The organism is Streptococcus sp. 3167 (genome assembly GCF_013277175.1).
Lineage (GTDB): Bacteria > Bacillota > Bacilli > Lactobacillales > Streptococcaceae > Streptococcus > Streptococcus pseudopneumoniae.
On sequence record NZ_VMML01000003.1, the window covers coordinates 18,727 to 42,159 of the forward strand.

At 40.7% G+C, this 23,433-nt stretch carries 18 protein-coding genes; 16 read left to right on the top strand and 2 right to left on the bottom strand.

All coding sequences use genetic code 11. From position 1 onward, the window contains the following. The first annotated feature begins 10 nt into the window (after nt 1-10). The 8 genes from rseP (at nt 11) to HT678_RS00280 (ending at nt 12,444) form a co-directional block, all read left to right on the top strand. On the top strand, nt 11-1,270 hold the full coding sequence (rseP, locus tag HT678_RS00245) for an RIP metalloprotease RseP (RefSeq protein ID WP_000900657.1): 1,260 nt from the start codon (nt 11-13) through the stop codon (nt 1,268-1,270). Nucleotides 1,271-1,282: 12 nt separating this feature from the next. Next, nucleotides 1,283-3,136 (top strand): proline--tRNA ligase, encoded by a 1,854-nt coding sequence (locus HT678_RS00250; protein WP_054392882.1) that lies wholly within the window; start codon nt 1,283-1,285, stop codon nt 3,134-3,136. A gap of 98 nt (nt 3,137-3,234) precedes the next feature. Further along, nucleotides 3,235-4,614: a 6-phospho-beta-glucosidase gene (bglA, locus tag HT678_RS00255; RefSeq protein WP_101514829.1), complete on the top strand. Its 1,380-nt coding sequence runs from the start codon at nt 3,235-3,237 to the stop codon at nt 4,612-4,614. Nucleotides 4,615-4,805: 191 nt separating this feature from the next. Further along, the gene (gene glmS / locus HT678_RS00260) at nt 4,806-6,614 is read left to right on the top strand and encodes a glutamine--fructose-6-phosphate transaminase (isomerizing) (RefSeq protein WP_000334290.1); all 1,809 of its coding nucleotides are present in this window, start codon (nt 4,806-4,808) and stop codon (nt 6,612-6,614) included. 444 nt (nt 6,615-7,058) lie between these two features. Further along, nucleotides 7,059-8,828 carry a PTS mannitol-specific transporter subunit IIBC gene (locus tag HT678_RS00265; protein WP_023939117.1) on the top strand — a complete coding sequence of 590 codons (1,770 nt, stop codon included), beginning with the start codon at nt 7,059-7,061 and terminating at the stop codon, nt 8,826-8,828. A 23-nt stretch (nt 8,829-8,851) separates the two neighbouring features. Next, nucleotides 8,852-10,807 carry a transcription antiterminator gene (locus HT678_RS00270; RefSeq protein ID WP_001864364.1) on the top strand — a complete coding sequence of 652 codons (1,956 nt, stop codon included), beginning with the start codon at nt 8,852-8,854 and terminating at the stop codon, nt 10,805-10,807. Nucleotide 10,808: 1 nt separating this feature from the next. Beyond that, a complete protein-coding gene (locus HT678_RS00275; protein ID WP_000764149.1) occupies nt 10,809-11,246 on the top strand; it encodes a PTS sugar transporter subunit IIA in 438 nt (145 codons plus the stop codon). 61 nt (nt 11,247-11,307) lie between these two features. Beyond that, nucleotides 11,308-12,444: a mannitol-1-phosphate 5-dehydrogenase gene (locus HT678_RS00280; RefSeq protein WP_000682964.1), complete on the top strand. Its 1,137-nt coding sequence runs from the start codon at nt 11,308-11,310 to the stop codon at nt 12,442-12,444. A gap of 28 nt (nt 12,445-12,472) precedes the next feature. Here the strand turns inward: HT678_RS00280 and HT678_RS11340 are convergent, their stop codons facing one another. Then, the gene (locus HT678_RS11340) at nt 12,473-12,640 is read right to left on the bottom strand and encodes a hypothetical protein (protein ID WP_023932522.1); all 168 of its coding nucleotides are present in this window, start codon (nt 12,638-12,640) and stop codon (nt 12,473-12,475) included. 55 nt (nt 12,641-12,695) lie between these two features. On the opposite strand from HT678_RS11340, the gene HT678_RS00290 reads away from it, so the two are divergent. From HT678_RS00290 to HT678_RS00325, 8 genes are all read left to right on the top strand, one after another. Then, complete coding sequence (locus HT678_RS00290) at nt 12,696-13,745, top strand: LLM class flavin-dependent oxidoreductase (RefSeq protein WP_172924506.1); 1,050 nt, start codon at nt 12,696-12,698, stop codon at nt 13,743-13,745. A gap of 219 nt (nt 13,746-13,964) precedes the next feature. Then, complete coding sequence (locus tag HT678_RS00295) at nt 13,965-14,972, top strand: uroporphyrinogen decarboxylase family protein (protein ID WP_000202171.1); 1,008 nt, start codon at nt 13,965-13,967, stop codon at nt 14,970-14,972. A 9-nt stretch (nt 14,973-14,981) separates the two neighbouring features. Continuing rightward, nucleotides 14,982-15,185, top strand: coding sequence for a hypothetical protein (locus HT678_RS00300; protein ID WP_000823549.1), 204 nt, complete (start codon nt 14,982-14,984; stop codon nt 15,183-15,185). A 2-nt stretch (nt 15,186-15,187) separates the two neighbouring features. Next, nucleotides 15,188-16,186, top strand: coding sequence for a uroporphyrinogen decarboxylase family protein (locus tag HT678_RS00305; protein ID WP_172924501.1), 999 nt, complete (start codon nt 15,188-15,190; stop codon nt 16,184-16,186). A gap of 11 nt (nt 16,187-16,197) precedes the next feature. Further along, on the top strand, nt 16,198-17,076 hold the full coding sequence (locus HT678_RS00310) for a transporter substrate-binding domain-containing protein (protein ID WP_172924502.1): 879 nt from the start codon (nt 16,198-16,200) through the stop codon (nt 17,074-17,076). A gap of 159 nt (nt 17,077-17,235) precedes the next feature. Further along, nucleotides 17,236-17,928, top strand: coding sequence for an amino acid ABC transporter permease (locus HT678_RS00315; protein WP_004256697.1), 693 nt, complete (start codon nt 17,236-17,238; stop codon nt 17,926-17,928). A 3-nt stretch (nt 17,929-17,931) separates the two neighbouring features. After that, on the top strand, nt 17,932-18,654 hold the full coding sequence (locus tag HT678_RS00320) for an amino acid ABC transporter permease (protein WP_000362517.1): 723 nt from the start codon (nt 17,932-17,934) through the stop codon (nt 18,652-18,654). A 9-nt stretch (nt 18,655-18,663) separates the two neighbouring features. After that, the gene (locus tag HT678_RS00325) at nt 18,664-19,428 is read left to right on the top strand and encodes an amino acid ABC transporter ATP-binding protein (protein ID WP_000942261.1); all 765 of its coding nucleotides are present in this window, start codon (nt 18,664-18,666) and stop codon (nt 19,426-19,428) included. Between the two features lie 75 nt (nt 19,429-19,503). Here HT678_RS00325 and spuA read toward each other — a convergent pair whose 3' ends face one another. Further along, the gene (gene spuA, locus HT678_RS00330) at nt 19,504-23,364 is read right to left on the bottom strand and encodes an LPXTG-anchored pullulanase SpuA (protein WP_172924503.1); all 3,861 of its coding nucleotides are present in this window, start codon (nt 23,362-23,364) and stop codon (nt 19,504-19,506) included. Nucleotides 23,365-23,433: the final 69 nt, after the last annotated feature.

Sequence of the window (23,433 nt, forward strand, 5' to 3'; positions counted from 1 at the left end):
AGGAAACGCTATGCTCGGAATTTTAACCTTTATTCTGGTTTTCGGGATTATTGTAGTGGTGCACGAGTTCGGGCACTTCTACTTTGCCAAGAAATCAGGGATTTTAGTACGTGAATTTGCCATCGGTATGGGACCTAAAATTTTTGCTCACATTGGCAAGGATGGAACGGCCTATACCATTCGAATCTTGCCTCTGGGTGGCTATGTCCGCATGGCCGGTTGGGGTGATGATACAACTGAAATCAAGACAGGAACGCCTGTTAGTTTGACACTTGCTGATGATGGTAAGGTTAAACGCATCAATCTCTCAGGTAAAAAATTGGATCAAACAGCCCTCCCTATGCAGGTGACCCAGTTTGATTTTGAAGACAAGCTCTTTATCAAAGGATTGGTTCTGGAAGAAGAAAAAACATTTGCAGTGGATCACGATGCAACGGTTGTGGAAGCAGATGGTACTGAGGTTCGGATTGCACCTTTAGATGTTCAATATCAAAATGCGACTATCTGGGGCAAACTGATTACCAACTTTGCAGGCCCTATGAATAACTTTATCTTGGGTGTCGTTGTTTTTTGGATTTTAATCTTTATGCAGGGTGGCGTCAGAGATGTTGATACCAACCAGTTCCATGTCATGCCCCAAGGGGCCTTGGCTAAGGTGGGAGTGCCAGAAACGGCACAAATTACCAAGATTGGCTCACATGAGATTAACAACTGGGAAAGCTTGATTCAGGCTGTGGAAACAGAAACCAAAGATAAGACGGCCCCGACTTTGGATGTGACTATTTCTGAAAAGGGGAGTGACAAACAAGTCACTGTTACACCCGAAGAAAGTCAAGGCCGTTACCTTCTAGGTGTTCAACCGGGAATTAAGTCAGATTTTCTATCCATGTTTGTAGGTGGATTTACAACTGCAGCCGACTCGGCTATCCGAATCCTATCAGCTCTGAAAAATCTGATTTTCCAACCGGATTTGAACAAGCTAGGTGGACCTGTTGCCATCTTTAAGGCAAGTAGTGATGCTGCTAAAAATGGAATTGAGAATGTCTTGTACTTCTTGGCAATGATTTCTATCAATATCGGGATTTTTAATCTTATTCCGATTCCAGCTCTGGATGGTGGTAAGATTGTGCTCAATATCCTGGAAGCCATCCGCCGCAAACCATTAAAACAAGAAATTGAAACCTATGTTACCTTGGCCGGAGTGGTCATCATGGTTGTCTTGATGATTGCTGTGACCTGGAATGACATTATGCGACTCTTTTTTAGATAATCGAGGAATATTATGAAACAAAGTAAAATACCTATCCCAACGCTTCGCGAAATGCCAAGCGATGCTCAAGTTATCAGCCATGCTCTTATGTTGCGTGCTGGTTATGTTCGCCAAGTATCTGCAGGTGTTTATTCTTACCTACCACTTGCTAATCGTGTGATTGAAAAAGCTAAAAATATCATGCGCCAAGAATTCGACAAGATTGGTGCCGTTGAGATGTTGGCTCCTGCCCTTCTCAGTGCAGAATTGTGGCGCGAATCAGGTCGTTACGAAACTTACGGTGAAGACCTTTACAAACTAAAAAACCGTGAAAAATCAGACTTTATCCTAGGTCCAACACACGAAGAAACCTTTACAGCTATTGTCCGTGATTCTGTTAAGTCTTACAAGCAATTGCCACTCAACCTTTACCAAATCCAGCCTAAGTATCGTGATGAAAAACGCCCACGTAATGGACTTCTTCGTACACGTGAGTTTATCATGAAGGATGCTTATAGTTTCCACGCTAACTATGATAGTTTGGATAGTGTTTATGATGAGTACAAAGCAGCCTATGAGCGTATTTTCACTCGTAGTGGTTTAGACTTCAAGGCTATTATTGGTGACGGTGGAGCCATGGGTGGTAAGGATAGCCAAGAATTTATGGCCATTACATCTGCTCGTACAGACCTTGACCGCTGGGTTGTCTTGGACAAGTCAGTTGCCTCATTTGACGAAATTCCTGATCAAGCGCAAGAAGAAATCAAGGCAGAATTGCTCAAATGGATAGTCTCTGGTGAAGATACCATTGCTTACTCAAGTGAGTCTAGCTATGCAGCTAACTTAGAAATGGCAACAAACGAGTACAAACCAAGCAACCGTGTTGTCGCTGAAGAAGAAGTTACTCGTGTTGCAACGCCAGATGTTAAATCAATTGATGAAGTTGCAGCCTTCCTCAATGTTCCAGAAGAACAAACGATTAAAACCCTCTTTTACATGGCAGATGGTGAGCTTGTTGCAGCCCTTCTAGTTGGAAATGACCAACTCAACGAAGTCAAGTTGAAAAACTACTTGGGAGCAGATTTCTTTGACGTTGCTAGCGAAGAAGAAGTGGCGAATCTTGTTCAAGCAGGATTTGGTTCACTTGGACCAGTTGGTTTGCCAGAGAATATTAAAATCATTGCAGACCGTAAGGTACAAGATGTTCGCAATGCAGTTGTCGGTGCTAACGAAGATGGCTACCACTTGACTGGTGTGAATCCAGGTCGCGATTTTACTGCAGAATATGTGGATATCCGTGAAGTTCGTGAGGGTGAAATTTCCCCAGACGGACAAGGTGTTCTTAACTTTGCGCGTGGTATCGAAATTGGTCACATCTTTAAACTCGGCACTCGCTATTCAGCAAGCATGGGAGCAGATGTCTTGGATGAAAATGGCCGTGCTGTGCCAATTATCATGGGATGTTACGGTATCGGTGTCAGCCGTCTCCTTTCAGCAGTGATGGAGCAACACGCTCGCCTCTTTGTTAATAAAACGCCAAAAGGTGAATACCGTTACGCTTGGGGAATCAACTTCCCTAAAGAATTGGCACCATTTGATGTGCACTTGATCACTGTCAATGTCAAGGACGAAGAAGCACAAGCCTTGACAGAAAAGCTTGAAGCAAGCTTGATGGGAGCTGGTTACGAAGTCTTGACGGATGACCGTAACGAACGTGTTGGTGTTAAATTCAGCGATAGCGACTTGATTGGATTGCCAATCCGTATCACTGTTGGGAAGAAAGCAGCCGATGGCATCGTAGAAGTGAAGATTAAAGCGACTGGTGATACTATCGAAGTTCATGCAGATAACTTACTTGAAACGCTTGAAATCCTCAGCAAGAAATAAAAACTATAATCAGAAGAAAAACAAGGAAAAAATGTAACTAGTTTTTACCTTGTTTTTTCTGTATAATGGGAAAAATGACTAGATAAAGAGGTAAATGTATGCTAAGATTTCCAAAGGATTTTGTCTGGGGATCCTCTACTTCTGGACCACAAACAGAAGGACGTGTAGCTGGTGACGGTAAGGGAGATAATCTCTGGGATTATTGGTACCGAGTGGAGCCAAATCGATACTATAATGGGATTGGTCCAGATAAAACATCGACCTTTTATGAAAATTGGGAACAGGATATCGACCTCCTGTTAGAAACTGGTCACACGGCCTTTCGAACTTCTATTCAGTGGTCACGGATTTTTCCACAAGGACGTGGAAAAGTCAATTCTCAGGGTGTAGATTTTTACCGTAAGGTTTTTGAGGCTATTAAGGCCAAAGGGATTCGTCTGTTAGTCAATCTTTATCATTTTGATTTGCCTTTTGCCCTTCAAGAGGATGGGGATGGTTGGGAAAATAAGGCGACAGTCTCAGCCTATGAAGACTATGCTCGTTTTTGTTTTGAGACTTATGGAGATTTAGTGGATCAATGGATTACCTTTAACGAGCCAATCGTTCCAGTAGAATTTGGCTATTTTTACGATGCCCATTATCCACATAAGGTGGATGCAGAGGTAGCGGTTAAAGTAGCTTATTATACACAATTGGCCAGCAGTCGGGCGGTTAAGGCCTGTCATGAACTCTTGCCTGATTCCAAGATTGGGATTGTCTTAAACTTGACACCGGCTTATCCACGTAGCCAGCATCCTGCTGATGTCAAGGCGGCTCGTATTGCGGACCTTTTTCAGGCCCAATCTTTCTTAGATCCGTCTGTTTTGGGGACTTATCCACAGGAGTTGGTAGAAATCTTGCATGAATACGGGCTCTTGCCTGATGCTACAGAGGAGGAGTTGGAGCTCATTCGTGACAATACGGTGGACTTCCTTGGTGTCAACTACTATCAACCTTTGCGTGTTATGGCTCCTCGATTTGCGAAGCATCCAGAGAGTCCACTCTTACCAGAACATTTTTATGAGCCTTATGTGATGCCTGGACGTAAAATTAATCCTCACCGTGGCTGGGAGATTTATGAGCAAGGGATTTATGACATTGCCCAAAATATCAAGGAAAACTATGGCAATATTGAGTGGATGTTGACAGAGAATGGTATGGGTGTTGAAGGGGAAGAAAAATTCCGTGAGAATGGAATGATTCAAGATGATTACCGTATTGACTTTGTAAAAGGTCATCTTCGCGAACTTTACCGTGCTATTGAAGACGGAGCCAATTGTAAGGGCTACTTAATTTGGACCTTTATTGACTGTTGGTCATGGCTCAACAGCTATAAAAATCGCTATGGTTTGGTTGAATTGGACTTGAAAACGCAAGAACGCCGTCTGAAGAAATCAGGGCACTGGTTCAAGGAATTAAGCGATAATAATGGATTTTAAAAAGGACTCTGACTGATTATCCTAATTGGTCAGAGTTTTTTGTTTACAAGAAGTTAATGTGAACTATACCAATTTTTACTCTTGACAAGTGAAAAAAACAAGTATATACTGTTTTTGCTGATTCTATAAAAGAAGAATTAGACTATACCAATTTTAAGGAGAAAGCACAGCTTGTCTGTGTCGTATATACTATGTGTGGAATTGTTGGTGTTGTTGGAAACACAAATGCAACTGATATTTTGATTCAAGGGCTTGAAAAGCTTGAATACCGTGGCTATGATTCTGCGGGAATTTTTGTCCTAGGTGGTGCTGAAAATCATCTGGTCAAGGCGGTTGGCCGTATTGCAGAATTGTCTGCTAAGACAGCTGGTGTGGAGGGAACAACTGGTATTGGACATACTCGTTGGGCGACTCACGGAAAACCAACGGAAGACAATGCTCACCCACACCGCTCTGAGACTGAACGTTTTGTCTTGGTGCATAACGGGGTGATTGAGAACTATCTTGAAATCAAGGAAGAATACCTTGCGGGGCACAACTTCAAAGGGCAAACAGATACGGAAATCGCCGTTCACTTGATCGGAAAATTTGCGGAAGAAGATGGCTTGTCAGTTCTTGAAGCTTTCAAAAAAGCTCTTCACATCATCCGTGGTTCTTATGCTTTTGCCTTGGTTGACTCACAAGATCCTGAAGTTATCTACGTAGCTAAGAATAAATCACCACTTTTGATTGGTCTTGGAGAAGGCTATAACATGGTCTGTTCAGATGCTATGGCTATGATTCGTGAGACTAATCAATATATGGAAATTCATGACCAAGAGTTGGTAATCGTCAAGGCAGATAGCGTAGAAGTTCAAGACTATGATGGCAATCGTCGTGAACGTGCTAGCTATACTGCAGAACTTGACTTGTCAGATATCGGTAAGGGAACTTATCCTTACTACATGCTCAAGGAAATTGACGAGCAACCAACGGTTATGCGGAAACTTATCCAAGCCTACACAGATGAGGCTGGTCAAGTTGTCGTAGCCCCAGCTATTATCAAGGCTGTTCAAGACGCAGACCGTATCTACATCCTTGCAGCTGGAACATCTTACCACGCAGGATTTGCTTCTAAGAAAATGTTGGAAGAATTGACAGATACGCCAGTTGAACTTGGAATCTCATCTGAGTGGGGCTACGGTATGCCACTTCTCAGCAAGAAACCACTTTTCATCTTTATCAGCCAGTCTGGTGAAACAGCGGATAGCCGTCAGGTTTTGGTCAAGGCTAATGAAATGGGAATCCCAAGCTTGACAGTGACAAATGTCCCAGGTTCAACCCTTTCACGTGAAGCTAACCATACCATGCTCCTTCACGCAGGTCCTGAAATTGCCGTAGCCTCAACCAAGGCCTATACAGCGCAAATTGCAGCCCTTGCCTTCCTTGCAAAAGCAGTCGGAGAAGCAAATGGCAATGCCAAAGCGCAAGCCTTTGATTTAGTTCATGAGTTGTCAATCGTAGCTCAGTCTATCGAATCAACTCTTTCAGAGAAAGAAACCATTGAAGTCAAGGTTCGTGAGCTACTTGAAACAACTCGTAACGCCTTTTACATCGGACGTGGTCAAGATTACTACGTAGCCATGGAAGCAAGTCTCAAACTTAAAGAGATTTCTTACATCCAGTGTGAAGGCTTTGCGGCAGGAGAACTCAAGCACGGAACTATTGCCTTGATTGAAGAAGGAACACCTGTTTTGACTCTCTTGTCAGATCCAGTCCTTGCCAACCACACTCGTGGAAATATCCAAGAGGTGGCAGCCCGTGGTGCAAAAGTCCTCACTATCGCAGAAGAAAATGTTGCTAAAGAGACAGACGATATCGTCCTTACGACTGTACACCCTTACCTCTCACCAATTTCAATGGTCGTACCAACACAATTGGTCGCTTACTTTGCAACCCTCCACCGTGGTCTTGATGTGGACAAACCACGTAACCTTGCTAAATCAGTAACGGTAGAATAGAATCTATGAATATACGGGCGTAAAGCCATAGGTTTATCCTATAAGGTTTTACAGCCTATTTTTTATGTTACAAATGATGATAGGGGTTTACTTTTCAATAATTATAGCAGATTGAATTTAGAACAGTACACAGGAATACTAAAATATTTCTAGAAATTAATTTGAATTTTCCAATTGATTTGTTCGTATCTTATTTCAAACTACTATAAAAAGAGGAAGCTGGGCAAAAACTCAATTTGAAGAGAAAATTCAGTAAATCTTTCCATGATAAAACGCATCATATTAAGGTTTTGTACACCTGATATGATGCGTTTTATCATTTTTAAGCCTTTTTGCCCAGCCTCGTCAAAAGTAAAGTTTTGGCACAAAATCTGTGACAAAACTTTAGTTTTAAAGGTTTTTAACTTTGTATATACTAGTTTTAAGAAAAGGAGGATGATCCTAATGGAAGAAAAAGTATCATTGAAAGTCAGAGTTCAAAAACTAGGGACATCGCTTTCAAATATGGTTATGCCCAATATTGGAGCATTTATTGCTTGGGGAGTGTTGACTGCCCTCTTTATCGCTGATGGCTATCTGCCAAATGAACAGTTAGCTACTGTTGTTGGTCCTATGTTAACGTATTTATTGCCAATCCTGATTGGTTACACAGGTGGATATATGATCCATGGTCAACGTGGTGCCGTTGTAGGAGCTATTGCTACTGTTGGTGCAATCACAGGTTCTAGTGTTCCTATGTTTATCGGAGCTATGGTAATGGGCTCACTGGGAGGATGGACTATCAAGAAATTTGATGAAAAGTTCCAGGAAAAAATTCGTCCCGGATTTGAAATGTTAGTTAATAATTTCTCAGCTGGTCTCGTTGGTTTTGCATTATTGCTTTTGGCTTTCTACGCAATCGGTCCAGTCGTATCGACTCTTACTGGAGCTGTTGGGAATGGTGTTGAGGCTATTGTTAATGCTCGCCTCCTTCCTATAGCTAATATTATCATCGAACCGGCTAAAGTCCTTTTCCTCAATAATGCCCTCAATCATGGCATTTTTACTCCTCTGGGAGTAGAACAGGTAGCTCAAGCTGGTAAGTCAATTCTCTTCCTATTGGAAGCTAATCCTGGACCAGGCCTGGGAATTCTATTAGCTTATGCTGTATTCGGTAAAGGTTCTGCTAAATCTTCTTCTTGGGGGGCAATGCTTATTCATTTCTTCGGAGGGATTCATGAAATTTACTTTCCTTATGTTATGATGAAGCCTACTCTATTTTTAGCTGCTATGGCAGGAGGTATCTCTGGAACTTTTACTTTTCAACTCTTAGACGCTGGTCTTAAATCTCCAGCTTCACCAGGTTCTATTATTGCGATTATGGCTACGGCGCCAAAAGGCGTTTGGCCCCATCTAAATGTTCTTCTAGGTGTTTTAGTGGCAGCAGTTGTTTCTTTCCTTGTAGCAGCCCTTATTCTTCATGCAGACAAGTCAACTGAGGATTCGCTCGAAGCTGCTCAGGCGGCTACCCAAGCAGCTAAGGCTCAGTCTAAAGGTCAGTTAGTATCAACTTCTGTTGATGCAGTTGTTTCGACAGACTCAGTGGAAAAAATCATTTTCGCCTGCGATGCTGGTATGGGAAGCTCTGCTATGGGAGCTAGTATTCTTCGAGATAAGGTTAAAAAAGCAGGTCTAGAGATTCCAGTATCTAATCAGGCAATCTCAAATTTGCTTGATACACCAAAAACATTAATTGTTACTCAGGAAGAACTGACACCAAGAGCTAAAGACAAGAGTCCAAGTGCTATTCATGTTTCTGTTGATAATTTCTTAGCGTCCCCTCGTTATGATGAAATTGTAGCTTCATTAACAGGAGCTTCTCCAATAGCAGAAATTGAAGGAGATATATCAACTTCAGCACCAGTAGATAGTCAGGAAATTGACCTTAACCATATTGATGCTGTAGTAGTTGCTTATGGTAAAGCACAGGGATCTGCAACTATGGGCTGTGAAACGATTCGGGCTATCTTTAGAAACAAGAATATTCGTATTCCAGTTTCTACTGCCAAAATTTCAGAATTAGGTGAATTTAATTCTAAAAACATAATGATTGTAACAACTATTTCTTTACAGGCAGAAGTGCAGCAAACAGCACCGAATTCTCAATTTCTTATTGTGGATAGTTTAGTAACAACACCAGAATATGACAAAATGGCTGTTAGAATGTACAAATAGAACTAGAGGTTTCTAAATTACGAATGCTATTAACCAAACGAGAAGAACAATTATTGAAGGCTTTCCTACATGTAGGGAAGCTTTCAATGCAAGACATGACTGAAATCTTACAGGTTTCATCTAGAACAATTTATCGAACTTTATCAGATTTGACAGATAGCATGGAGCAATATGGAATCGAAATAACGAAGCATGGGAAATACTATATTTTGACTGGAGAGTTGGATGATTTGCCGACAGAACTTGAAGTGTTAGTTGAGTATAGTCCCCAAGAAAGACAAGAGTTGATTACCTATCGCCTTCTGACTGAGAGTGGTTTTGTCACCAATGAAGCATTGCAAGAGTGCATGAAAGTCAGTAATGTAACTATTATTCAGGATATTTCAGATATTGATAAGCGTCTTTTAGACTTTGATCTGAAAATTGAACGACAAAAAGGTTATCGTATTTCTGGTGATTCAGTTGGTAAGAGAAGATTTTTGGCTATTTTACTGACAAACTGTATCTCAGTAGCAGATTTTTCAACCGGTAATTTTGGGAGCTTTGATATTTTAGAAGCAGATAGAACTAGGCTGGCCAGTCAGATTGTTAATAAGCAACTGTCAGGTTTTCCAGATATGGATGCTAGGATGAAGATGTTTTTTGCGATCTTGTTATCTCTTATAGGTCAGGAGCAAAACATTGAAAATTCACCTAATACTAGTAAGCAGGCTTTGGAAATTTCTCAAAAAATTTTTCAAGCTTACTCTAAGCAGACTGCACAATTTTATAGTATTCAGGAAATTATCTATTTTGCGAGCATCTTGGATGAATTAATCATTAAACGTCAGGACAATCCGCTCTTTACGGAGAAATTTGATGGTGAATTTTTCTACAATATTTCAAATCTGATTGATACGGTTTCCATGTATACCAAGATTGACTTTTTTAAGGACAAGGTTTTATTCAATTTTCTTTTCCATCATATTCGGCTCAGTTTAGGCGTCCCTATCCTTTTTCAGGGTGAAAATTTGCCAGAATCTGTCCAGATTTTAGTTGAAAGGAATAAATTTCTTTATACAGTCATCAGTCTTTTAGTGAATGATATTTTTCCGAAATATCTTCATACAGAGTATGAGTATGGCATGATTGCCCTACATTTTATCTCTAGCTTAGGCCGTAGTCCAGAGATTTATCCAGTCCGTGTTTTGCTTTTAACGGATGAACGTCGGGTCACTAGAGATTTATTAGTCAGTAAAATTAAGAGTGTTGCTCCTTTTGTAGAGTTGATAGATATTCAGTCTCTAGTAGATTACCATAGTATTGATCTCAGTCAGTATGATTATATTTTATCTACCAAGCCGCTGACTAATCAGGAAATCGATGTAATTTCTAGTTTTCCAACCGTCAAAGAACTGCTTGAATTACAGGAACGACTTCAGTATGTACAGGCACATCGTACAATTGTCGCGCGTGATGCTATCGCTCCAGAGAAAAGTTATGACTTGCAAGATTATTTAATATCTAGTAGTCAGCTTTTGAGTCAATTCGAGTTGGTTCAATTGGAGAATAATCAATCATTTGAGCACACGGTAGAACAAATCATCCAATATCAGAAGAATGTGAGTGACAGAGATTACCTAACAAGAAAATTGTTATCTCACTTCCAGAATAGTCCTATGGCTATTCCTAATACTGGTCTGGTGCTTTTACATAGTCAGTCTAGCAAAGTAACAACAAATAGTTTTACTATGTTTGAACTCAAACTACCTATCTCCGCATTGTCAATGAAACGAGAGGAAGAAGAGGTCAAAAGGTGTCTGCTAATGCTAATGTCTAAAGAAGCTAGCGAGGAAGCGAGAGATTTAATGACAGCTATCAGTCAGTCGATTATTGAAAATCATCTTTATACAGAGATTTACAAGACGGGAAATCAATCCATTATTTATCAGATGCTAAATACTATTTTTAACGAAAAAATTAAGAAATTGGAGAACTAATATGAAACTTGAAAAACATTTGATTAAGCTTAATAAACAATTTTCTAACAAGGAGGAAGCTATTTGTTATTGTGGGCAAGTTCTTTATGAGGGTGGATATGTTAATGAAGACTATATTGAAGCCATGATTGAGCGAGATAAAGAGCTATCTGTTTACATGGGTAACTTTATCGCCATACCGCATGGAACAGATGCAGCAAAAAATGATGTCCTCAAGTCTGGTATTACAGTCGTTCAAGTCCCTAGAGGGGTTGATTTTGGGAATGTATCTAACCCTCAAGTGGCAACGGTTCTTTTTGGTATTGCTGGTATTGGTAATGAACACTTAGAAATTATTCAGAAAATTTCTATCTTCTGTGCAGATGTAGATAATGTTCTTAAACTAGCAGATGCTCAGTCAAAAGAGGAAGTATTGCGCTTATTTGATGCTGTTGAATAATTGAATTTAGTCATTTGTTATCTAGTATATATGTCCCTCAAATAGGAAAAGGAGAAATTGAATGAAACATTCTGTTCATTTTGGTGCCGGTAATATCGGTCGTGGTTTTATAGGTGAAATTCTATTTAAAAATGGTTTCCATATTGATTTTGTGGATGTCAATAATCAGATAATTCATGCTCTAAATGAAAAGGGCAAGTATGAAATTGAAATTGCACAGAAAGGACAGTCTCGTATAGAAGTAACTAATGTGGCTGGCATTAATAGCAAAGAAGACCCTGAGCAAGTCATTGAAGCGATTCAAAAGACGGATATTATTACTACTGCAATCGGACCTAATATACTCCCTTTTATCGCTGAACTTCTAGCCAAAGGAATCGAAGCTCGCCGAGTTGCAGGAAATACACAGGCATTGGATGTTATGGCCTGTGAAAATATGATTGGCGGGTCTCAATTTCTTTATCAAGAAGTCAAGAAATATTTAAGTCCGGAAGGTTTGACATTTGCTGATAACTACATAGGTTTTCCAAATGCTGCAGTAGACAGGATTGTTCCAGCACAAAGTCACGAAGATTCCCTTTTTGTTGTGGTCGAACCCTTTAATGAATGGGTCGTGGAAACCAAGCGTCTTAAAAATCCAGATTTACGTCTAAAAGATGTGCATTATGAAGAAGATTTAGAACCCTTTATTGAGCGAAAACTTTTTTCAGTCAATTCTGGACATGCAACTTCAGCTTACATTGGTGCGCATTATGGTGCCAAGACAATTTTGGAAGCTCTTCAAAATCCTAATATCAAATCTCGGATTGAATCTGTATTAACTGAAATTCGGAGTCTCTTGATTGCCAAATGGAACTTTGATAAAAAAGAATTGGAGAATTATCACAAAGTCATTATAGAACGGTTTGAAAATCCTTTCATAGTGGACGAGGTTAGTCGCGTAGCTCGTACTCCAATCCGAAAATTAGGCTATAATGAACGATTCATCCGGCCGATACGTGAATTGAAAGAACTCAGTTTGTCATATAAAAACCTACTTAAAACAGTTGGCTATGCCTTTGACTATCGCGATGTAAATGATGAAGAAAGTATTCGATTAGGTGAATTGTTGGCTAAACAATCAGTCAAAGATGTTGTTATACAAGTTACAGGTTTAGACGACCCAGAATTGATTGAGCAAATTGTAGAGTATATTTAATCTTTTTCGAAAATCTCTTCAAATCAGGTTAGCATCCATCTGCAACCTCAAAACAGTATTTTGAGCTGACTTCATCAGTTCTATCTACCACCTCAAAGCAGTGCTTTGAGCTGACTCCGTCAGTCTTATCTGCAACCTCAAAACAGTGCTTTGAGCAGCCTGCGGCTAGCTTCCTAGTTTGCTCTTTGATTTTCATTGAGTATTAGAATAATTTTTCAAATTGGAGGACAGAGTAGATAGGGATAATGGATATGGTAGAATTGGGAATTTCAACATTTGGGGAAACAACGGAGCTTGAAGGGATTGGGCAAACTTACAGTCATGACGAACGCATTCGCCAGTTGCTAGCAGAGGTTGAACTGGCTGACAAGGTTGGTTTGGATGTGTATGGGATTGGTGAGCACCATCGAGAGGATTTTGCAGTATCAGCCCCAGAGATTGTCCTGGCAGCTGGGGCAGTCAATACCAAGAAAATCCGTTTGACCAGTGCAGTCAGCATTCTCTCGAGTATGGATCCGATTCGCTTATTCCAACAATATGCCACTATCGATGCTTTGTCAAATGGACGTGCGGAGATTATGGCTGGAAGGGGTTCTTTCACGGAATCATTTCCTCTGTTTGGCTATGATTTGAAAGACTACGAAGCCCTTTTTGATGAGAAATTAGACTTGCTCCAGTTAGTCAATGAAAAGACAAAGCTAGACTGGAAAGGTCGATTGACCCAAACGATTGCTGGTAAAGAAGTTTATCCTCGTCCAGTTCAGGACAAATTACCCTTGTGGATAGCGACAGGTGGTCATGTCGAATCAACAGTAAAGATTGCTCAGGCAGGCCTACCGATTGTCTATGCCATTATTGGTGGTAACCCTCGTTATTTTAAAAAGTTGATTCAGGCTTATCGTGAGATTGGGAGCGAAGCAGACCATGCCATTCATGAACTAAAGGTTGGGGTCCATTCTTGGGGTTGGATTGCTGAAGATGGCGAGCAGGCTGTGAAAGATTATTTCCATCCGACCAAGCAAGTAGTGGATGCTATTTCCAAAGACCGTCCACACTGGCAAGAATTGCGTTATAAGCAATATTTGGAGCAGGTAGGATCAAATGGCGCCATGTTTGTGGGCAATCCAGATCAGGTGGCCGAAAAATTGATTCGCATGATAGAGGATTTAGATTTGGACCGCTTCATGTTGCACCTACCTCTTGGTTCTATGCCTCATGATCAGGTTCTGAGAGCTATTGAACTATTCGGAACACAAGTAGCACCCAAAGTCCGGGCTTACTTTGCCATGAAAGAGGCTTAATAAAAAATACTAATCAGGCTGATAAAAAATCTATATAACAACTATTTTAAAAAAGCAATAAACAGAAAAAATCTCTGAAAAGCTAGTAAAATCAAGCTTTTCAGAGATTTTTTTCTCTATTGATATAAACAATCCCAATCAAGTCGATAGTCAATATATATTGGGAAAAGGTCAAAAGGAGTGGTAAGATGGTTTCAATCCAAATGGAAGGAGAGAAGTATGACAAGTAAAAGAGAGCTAGTTTTTAGAGCTATTCGAGGAGAAGAGGTGGAACGGGTTCCTGTTGGCTTTTGGTTTCATTTTGTAACACTGGAGGAAAAAGGACAAGGTTTAAATAATCCACGTATCTTTCAAAAAAGTGTAGAGGGACATCGGAAGTACGTGGAAAGAATCCATCCTGATTTTGTCAAAATGATGAGTGACGGATTTTTCATTTATCCAAGTAATGTCTACAGTCCTAAGGTTACAAGTCTTCAGGAATTAGCTTCTATTGAGTCGATTGGTGAAAACCATCCTTGGATTCAGCAACAAGTAGAAGTGGTAGAGGCTATTCGAGCAACCTTCACTGAGGACATTGCATCATTTTACAATATTTTTTCTCCGATCTCCTATTTGAAAAGGTGGTTTCGTACAGAGACTTCTAGAGGTGATAAGGAGGTTTCAGATCTTTTTCTTGAAAATCCAGAGCTATTCAGGGATGTTTTAGACGTGATAGCTGAGGATATCGCTATCCTAACTAAAAAAATCATTCAGGATGGTGGAGCAGATGGAATCTATCTCAGTACACAAGAAATTCAGGATGAGCGCATCACAGCAGAATTGTATCAGACCTATATTGAGCCAAGTAACATAAAGGTTTTAGAAGCTGCCAATCAGGTAGGTGGGGTAAATATCCTGCATATCTGCGGTTTCCAAGGTGCCAGTAACAATGTGACTATTTTCAAAGATTATCCAGCCCAGGTTTTCAATTGGGCAACCCACCATGAAGCAGTCAGTTTACCTCAAGGTCAGGAGCTATTTCATGGCAAAGCGGTCTTGGGTGGTTTTGAAAATGGGAAGCAGAGCCTGCTTTATGGAGGTAGAAAGGCTGCACTACAAGAGGAAACCAAACGATTGTTGGCTGAAGCTGGGACTAGAGGAGTCCTTCTTGGAGCGGATTGCACGGTTCCAGATGACTTTGAATTAGAAAGATTGGACTGGATTCGTCAGGCTGCTATGTTAGAATAGGAGAGCCTTATGAAAAGAAAAAAGTGGCTATTGGTAGGGACGGCCCTCGGCTTTGTCATCTTACTTGCGATCAGTCTTACAAAGGGACTTGCTTGTAAGGAAGGGCCAAGATGTCATGGGATTCAGGATTTTCAGAAGAGAAGTCTTCCCTTTATTCAAACCAATGATATTGCCAGTGTTTTATTAGTTGAAAAAGAAAGAAATGGAAAATAGAGATGTCAGAAAAAAGAGACTGGGTTTTAAAAGCATTTAGAGGAGAAGTGGTTGGCCGTGTACCTGTAGGTTTTTGGCACCACTTTACATCAGAAGAGGAATGGTTAAAGGGATTTTCCAATCCTGTGATTATTGAAAAGAACATACAAGGTCACAAACGTTTTATCCGTGACCTACATCCAGACTTTATCAAGTTGATGAGTGATGGCTATTTTGCTTATCCAAATCCAGTTATTGCCAAAGGAAAGTCACTCCAAGAGCTGTCGGAGATTCAACCTCTGGGTGAAGATCATCTGTGGATTAGAGAGCAGGTAGAATTAGTGAAGAAGATTAAGCAGGAGTTTACGGAAGATATTGTTGCTATTTACAATATTTTTGCGCCTGTGACCTACCTCAAATGGTTACTTGGAGAAGTGTCTGGTGGAGATGATCTCATTGCAGACTTCTTAGTTCAAGATTCTCAGAAATTGAAAAAAGTCCTTGATGTGATTGCGCAAGATATCGCTAGCTTGAGTCAAGTTATTATTAAAGATGCAGGAGTAGATGGTATTTATCTCAGTGTGCAAAGTATTCAGGATGCGCGTGTTTCTGCTGAAGCCTATCAGGAGATTATTGCGCCGAGTGAACTGACTGTTTTAAATGCGGCTAAGTCGGTTGGTGGGGTAAATATCCTTCATATCTGTGGCTATGAAGGAGCCCGAAACGATATTCATATCTTTGCCGACTATCCAGCTCATGTTTTTAACTGGGCAGTTGGTCCAGAAGGGATTAGCCTAAAAGAAGGTCGTGAGATTTTCAAGGGTCGTGCTGTTCTGGGAGGATTTGAAAACGGTAAAGACGGCCTTCTCTATCGAGGCAGTAAGGAAGAAATTCAGGCTGAAACCAAACGATTGGTAGAAGAAACAGGGAAAGATGGCCTCATACTTGGAGCAGATTGTACCATTCCAAACGATATTGCAGTGGAGCGTATCCAGTGGGTGAGAGAAGCAGTAGCTAAATAAAGGAGAAGAATATGAGTAAGAAAACATGGATTGTTGGTGGAGTTGCGGTTGTGGCAGTGCTTGGAGCAACGATTATTGGTAGGACTTTGTCGGGAGCATCTGCTAAAGGTGCAGATGCAGCTTCGTCTGGACAAGTAACAACTTTAAAAGTTGCCCATACTCAAAACTATGTCCCTTATGATTTTATTGACGAAAAAGGGGAATCAGATGGTTATGAAGTCGCTGTTTTAAAGGCGGTGGATGAGAAATTAGCAGATTATAAATTTGAGTATACTGGAACTAGTGATGATGATCTCTTGATTGGACTTGAGTCTGGCAAGTACGATATTGGAACTAAAGGTGCTTGGTATACAGATGAACGGGCTAAGAAATTCATTATTCCATCTGAGCCAGTAGGAGCCAGCATTATTGGTTTTACTGTCAGAAAAGGAGATGAAGCTAAATATAAGAATATTGATGATTTCGCCAAAAATAAAGGGAAATTAGTACCCATCTCTCCTCAAAATGCCCAGTGGAATGTGATTAATAGCTATAATGACAAGCACAAGGATACACCAATTGAGTTGACAGCTGCTGAATCTTTCAAGGTGGCAGATGCTTATGCTTGGGTTTTAGAAGGACGTTATGATGCTTTCTTTGACATCAAGTTGTCTTTTGAAAAAGCAGTGACAGCAGAGGATGGTTCTTACCACCAATATGCGGACAAACTTAGCTGGTTCCCTTATAAAGGAATTCCAACCTATCCCTTGATTCACCGTGATGAAAAGGGTGAGAAGTTTGCTAAAGAGTATGAAAAAGCGATTAAAGAATTAAAAGAAGACAGTACTCTAGCTAAACTTTCTCAAAAATACTTTAAAGAAGATGTCTTTAGCTACGTTGATAAAGATTAGATGAGCAATCAGGCATGTTATGCTCTTCGAAAATCTCTTCAAACCGCATCAACGTCGCCTTGCCGTAGGTATGGTTACTGACTTTGTCAGTTCTATCCACAACNNAACCTGCGGCTAGTTTGCTTTTTGATTTTCATTGAGTATTAGAAAGAGGTTTACATGGTTTCATATGACTTTTCAAGAGTGTTCCAATTTTTACCCACCTTATGGCAGGCTCTTCCGATGACCTTGTCCATTCTCTTTTTTACTACAATCCTTGGTTCCCTTTTCGGTGGCTTACTGGCTTGGGCTCAAGTGGGAGAAGACAAGACTTTTGCAGGTCTTTCTAAGGGCTATATTTTCACTCTTCGCTGTACTCCCCCCATTGTCTTACTGTTTTTAGTTTTTTATGGTTTACCTGAATTTTTAAAATGGTGGCTGAATTTAGATATCAACAACTGGTCTAAGACGGTCTTCGTCTTATTCACCATGGTCTTGCTATTTGCGGCTATCATTGCAGAAGTATTTAAGGCGTCCTATCAGGCAATTCCCAAAGGTCAGATGGAAGCTGGAGTCAGTATTGGTCTGACCCCTAGTCAGACATTTTGGAGAATCATTTTTCCTCAGGCTTTTCAAGTGGCTCTTCCAAATATGACGACCGCTATTCTAAATTTGATGCGGGACGCTGCCCTAGCCTATACGATTGGTTTTGTGGATGTCATGGGAGCTGGGAATCTCTTAATCAGTCGCAATTTGGGGAATTACTCTCTTGAAACCTATACAGCGGTTGCCATTCTTTATTGGGGTGTAGCCTTGGCTGTTTCCTTCTTGAGTCGCTTGTTAGAAAAATCTTTGGAAACGAAAGGGAGATAGGATATGGATTTAGACTATATTGCGAAAACTTTTTTAGAGACCTTAAAAGGGGTGCCAACCACCTTAATCATTATGATTGTAGCCATGGTCTTAAGTTTTGGACCAGCCTTGTTTTTAGCTCTGGGACAAATATATAAAGTCAAAGGTGTTCGAACTTTCTCTCTCGTGTATCTAGCTTTTATAAGAGCAACACCTCCGATTTTGCTGATTCTTTTCTTTTATAGTTTGTTTCCGAGTTTGCTCAATCAATTTCTCAAAAGCATAGGGAGTGATGTTGATATCTTTAAACTCAATCCGATCTATTATGCTTTTATTATCTATAGTTTGATGACAACAGGTAGTTTATCAGAAATCTTACGTTCGGCTATTTTGACTGTGGATAAGGGACAATTAGAAGCTGCACAAGCGATTGGTTTAACCACTAGTCAGGCTTATGTGAGGATTGTTTTTCCACAGGCCTTGCAATCAGCCTTGCCCAATCTGGCTAATCTAGTCATAAATATTGTAAAAGGAACCTCTTTGGTCTTTGTGATGACCATTAAGGATATTACAGCAATTGCCCGTGTTGAAGCGTCTTATGGTTATCAGTATTTTGAATCCTATTTTGTGATCTTTTTACAGTACATTCTTATTTGCGGATTGATTCAATGGGGCTTTTCAATCTTAGAGAAACGCTATATTCAAAGAAGAAAGGGACAAGTAGTGCCCAGTACAGGTTTAGCATAGGAGGAGACAATGTTACAAGTAGAACATGTTGCAAAAAAATTTGGAGACAGACAAGTCCTGGGAGATGTTAATCTCAAGGTCAACCAAGGGGATGTGGTTGTAATATTGGGGCCATCTGGATCAGGTAAAACGACTTTTCTCAGATGTCTCAATCATTTAGAAAAAGCCGATAGTGGCTCTTTGAAGCTTGCTGATAAAGAATACGACCTTGGAAAATTGACTAAAAAAGATATTTTAGAAATTCGCAAGAAGACTGCTTTCGTTTTTCAACATTATAATTTATTTGCTAATAAAACGGCCTTGGAAAATATTTTGGAGGGCTTGATTATTGCTCGGAAAATTCCTAAGGAAGAAGCAACAAAACGTGCGGAAGCTGCCTTAGAAAAAGTTGGTTTACTAGCTTATAAAGCTTACTATCCCTCTCAGCTTTCTGGAGGCCAGCAACAACGAATCGGTATTGCGCGTGCCATTGCTGTGAAACCAGAGGTCATTTTATTAGATGAGCCAACATCGGCCTTGGATCCAGAGTTGGTAGGGGATGTTTTAGATGTTTTAAAACAGTTAGCTAAAGAAGGAGTTACTATGGTAGTAGTGACTCATGAGATGGGTTTTGCTAGAGATGTAGCCAATCATGTTATTTTTATGGACGGTGGGAAAATTGTTGAAGAAAATAATGCCCATGATTTCTTTAGTCGTCCAAAAGAAGAACGAACCAAGCAATTTTTGGCACGAATACTCTCGGATGCGACCTATAGTGTAGAATATATGATTTGATAGATAGGCTTATCAGGGCAAAAATCAATCCCCCGAGCGTTAAGGCTTGGGGGATAGTTCTATAGGAGGGCTAGTTTAGTTCTCTTTTTTATTTTTTAGTAAGAAACCGAGACCAAGGAGCGCAAGGAGGCTGATTCCTGCAAATAGGAGTTTGTTTTCGTTTTTGATTCCTGTATTTGGAAGTTCAGCTTGTTTATCTGGGGTTGCAGGTATATTTTCCTTGCTAGAGTTTTCTACCGATTCGTTTCGAACCGCTTCTTTTACAGATGATGCTTGTGCTTCTTGTGCTGGTTGTGAAGCTTGTGAACCAGTTGTAGCTTGGCTAGGTTTATTTTCTGCATCAGCTACTGTTGCAGATGGTTTAGTAGAATCAGGTTTAGCTTCTGGAGCTGGATCTTGATGTGCAGGGTGAGAAGCTTCATTTTGATGTTCAGGCTTGGAAGGGGTTGAGTCTGGTTTCTCTTCTGCAGTTGACTCATGGCTAGTTCCATTTTGAGAGACTCGAAGAACAGTGGCTGTAAGGGCATTCAATTTCAAGCCTTTTTCAGTCCATTCAAGTCCTTGAGGGTTGGCAATTCCGACTGGTCCTGCTTGGTTTTCATCTGCTAAAACTTCAGCATTTCTGAGGTGGGCAAAGGCAGTTCCCAAGTTAAATTCGCGAGCTTTTTCATCCGCATTGACAAAGACTGCGTAGATATCACCGTTTGGAGCAGTGATTTGGTAGCCAATCACTACATCCTCTTTTTCCACGCCATTTTGACCTGGGACAGTGATGAGGTGGACACGGTCTTTGATATCTTGGAGACTCTTAAGTCGGAAGGCATCTGTAGATTGACGAAGGGCAATCAAACCTTTCATGTAGTCACGGCTCTTGACATTTTCAGGATATGCTTTTCCATCTGTAGCCTTAGTCCAGTCAAACTTGTTGACTGCATCGCTAGAATCGTAAGAGTCATGGATGAAGTAAGGATAGTCAAACGGATTGCCATCCTTATCACGCAATAAGTGAGATTTGTTTGGTTGTTTGTCCTCTGCTACTGGAGTCTTGTAGGCTGGGTCACGGAATTGTTTAGTACGTCCATATTCCTGACCGGAGTGGATAAATGGAGTTCCTTGAGCTGTCAAGACCATGAGATTTCCAAGTCGTAAACGACGGTGGATTTCAGCATAGTTCTCAGCCTTGCTTGGGTCTTTTTTGATAGACTGGGCAATGATGTCAAAGAGGGTCAAGTTATCATGGGCTGCGATGTATTGGATGACATCTCCAGGACTGTCTGCTTCAAAGTTGGTTGGTTGAGCAATGAGATTTTTGAAGACAGTGTTGACATCACGCTTGCCACCTGTGATAAAGGCAGGTTGACCTTCGTTTGGATAACCAGATTTGAGGTTGTTACGGATGTCATCTGAAAAGACAGCGACAGTATCGGTATGTTTCATCCAATCTTGGTCAGCAGCTTTAGTAGGCATATTTTCATCACCAGCATAGGTTCTCCAACCTTCACCAAGCATGATTAGGTTTGGATTGAGGGCGCGTGCAGCCTTGTAAGCCTCTTCGATAGAAGCGGCGTCATGGTCTCCCATCATATCGAAACGGAAGCCATCCACTTTGTAGGTATCAACTAGATATTTGATAGAGTCAACTAGGATCCGTTTGCTCATATGGTGGGTTGTCCCCAAGCGTCCACCACCAAAGCTAGTTCGAGGTGTCCCATCAGCATCCATAAAGTGGTAGTAGTTTGGTTCTAAATCTTCAAAGAGATCGACTTTGGCTGTATGGTTATAAACTACGTCTAGGATAGCTCCCATGCCACGTTTGTGGATCTCATTGATGAGGTTTTTAAATTCTGCGATTCGTTTTTCTGGATTCTTAGGATCGCTTGAGTACATACCAGTCAATGAGAAGTAGTTTTGAGGGTCATATCCCCAGTTGTAGTTGCTGTTGCTTGAAGCATAGTCAGACAAGCGTTCATGGTTTTTCAATTCATTGACAAAGTAGTAAGACAAGACTGGAAGGAGCTGGATGTGGGTCACACCTAAGTCTTTGAGGTAGTCTAGTTTTTCAATAAAGGCTTCAAATGTACCAAATGGTTTGGTTAAGTCTTTTGCAATGGCAGGATCTGAAGTGAAGTCACGCACATGAGCTTCGTAGATAACGGCATCTTCACGAGTCTTGAAGTTGTGAATCTTACCATAAGTCAAGTCTTGAGGTCCTAGTTTGGCTGGATCTACAAAGGCAGCTTTAGCTACTTTATGGGCATCGTCAATCTTGGCATCGTCACTATTCCAAGCAGCGAGGGATTTAGCGTAAGGATCGAGTGCAAGAACAGTTTTCCCTTGACGCTCGATTTGGTATTGATAATAGTATCCAGTGAAATCTTTGATGCCTAATTTGTTTGTGCTATCTAGAGTTTGTTTCCAAGTTCCTCTTTCCCCTTTTTCAAGAGCGACAGTTCCAACTACTTTTTCAGGGTCATTCTTGTCGTAGACAACAACAGAAACCTTGTCAGCACTTGGTGACCAAAGGGTTAAATCAACTTGTTTTCCTTCTTCTTTGAGATCAGCTCCAAGTTTACCATCATAGCTGTAAGCCTCATCTTTCAGGCGCCAGCTTGTTTTGGTAGTGAATTGGCCGGAATTGTAGCTAACAGTATATGGGTGTTTTGTGTCAGAGAAATCTCCGCTGTAGGTCACTTTTTTACCAGCTTCATCTATTGCAACATCGGTGATAGCTACTTTATTTCCTAGGTGATTAGTGATGTTGGAGTGTTTGAGGATATCCTCTTTTTTAGCACCGGCAAGTGTTGAAAAACTACTTTCAATGCTAGAAGTTCCTACGTGTTGGGCACCTGTCATACGGATATCATGGACATAGTATGGATTTGTGTAAATTGATTCGTCATCGTCTTTTAGGAAAATTTGGCTATGATTTTTCAAATCTGTGAATTTATAATCTTCTTTACGGATTTTCACGTCGTCTCCTTGTTTGCTCTCATCTAGTAATAAAAATCCAAATTCTCTTGCGGCTTCATTAAGAGGAATGTCGATATAGCGGCCATATTTGCCTGTAGCCGTAAAGTCTGTTCCGTCAGGCCATTGAGCGCTACTTGGATTTTTCACATCTCCCCAGTACCAGAGAGATTTCTTGTCATAGTTGCCATCTGTGCGGTAGTAGTTGACGCGAACAGTTCCTGCAGGCTGTGGCTCGTAAGAGAAAACCTTGTAATCTTGGTCTAACCAAGCCTCGTTCATTTTTGGAACTAGTTTTTCTATAGATTTATCGCCGGTTAGATTTTTTCCAGCTGTATTGTTGATGAGGAAGCTAATTTTCTTGGCTTCTTCTCCCTTTAATTTGACATCTAGGTAATAGCCGTAGTCATCTTTTTTGGCATCCTTGAAGGACAAGGCTCCGTTTGGCCAATTTTCAGATGGTTTTTCAACATCGTCCCAAGTCCATAGTCCTTGAGCATCCTTGTTTTTTTCAGGAAGTTTTTTGACATGGATACGGAAGTAGTTATCTTCGATGGGCTCTTCTGCCTTAGTTTCAGTCGTTACTGGACTAGTGGAAGTAGTTGTCTCACTTGAACGATCTTGTCCAGTTTGTGGTGCTGGATCGGCTGGGCTTGCAACAGGAGTGGTCGCCTCTGTTGCAGGTTTTTCTTCTTTCTCTAGGGAAGCGCTTGCATTATTAGGTGAAGAAAAATCGCTTTCTTTCTTACCAGTGCTAGTTGCTGTATCAGTAAGAGGCTGGGCAAGGGCAGTAGTAGTTTCACTATTATTTGCGTTAGTGGTTGGTGTACTTTCGTCTGCTGAGATAGTTGGTGTAGCCATGGCAAGCAAGACAAGGCTTGCGCCGATAAGGACAGAACCAGTTCCATTTTTGAGGGAACGGATGCTGTAGACCATTTTTTTCTCAGTTTGAGCTGGTGTTTTTCTCATGATGATTCTCCAATCAATAAATTTCTATACCAGTATAGCATGTAGTAAAACAATATGCAAGCGTTTTCT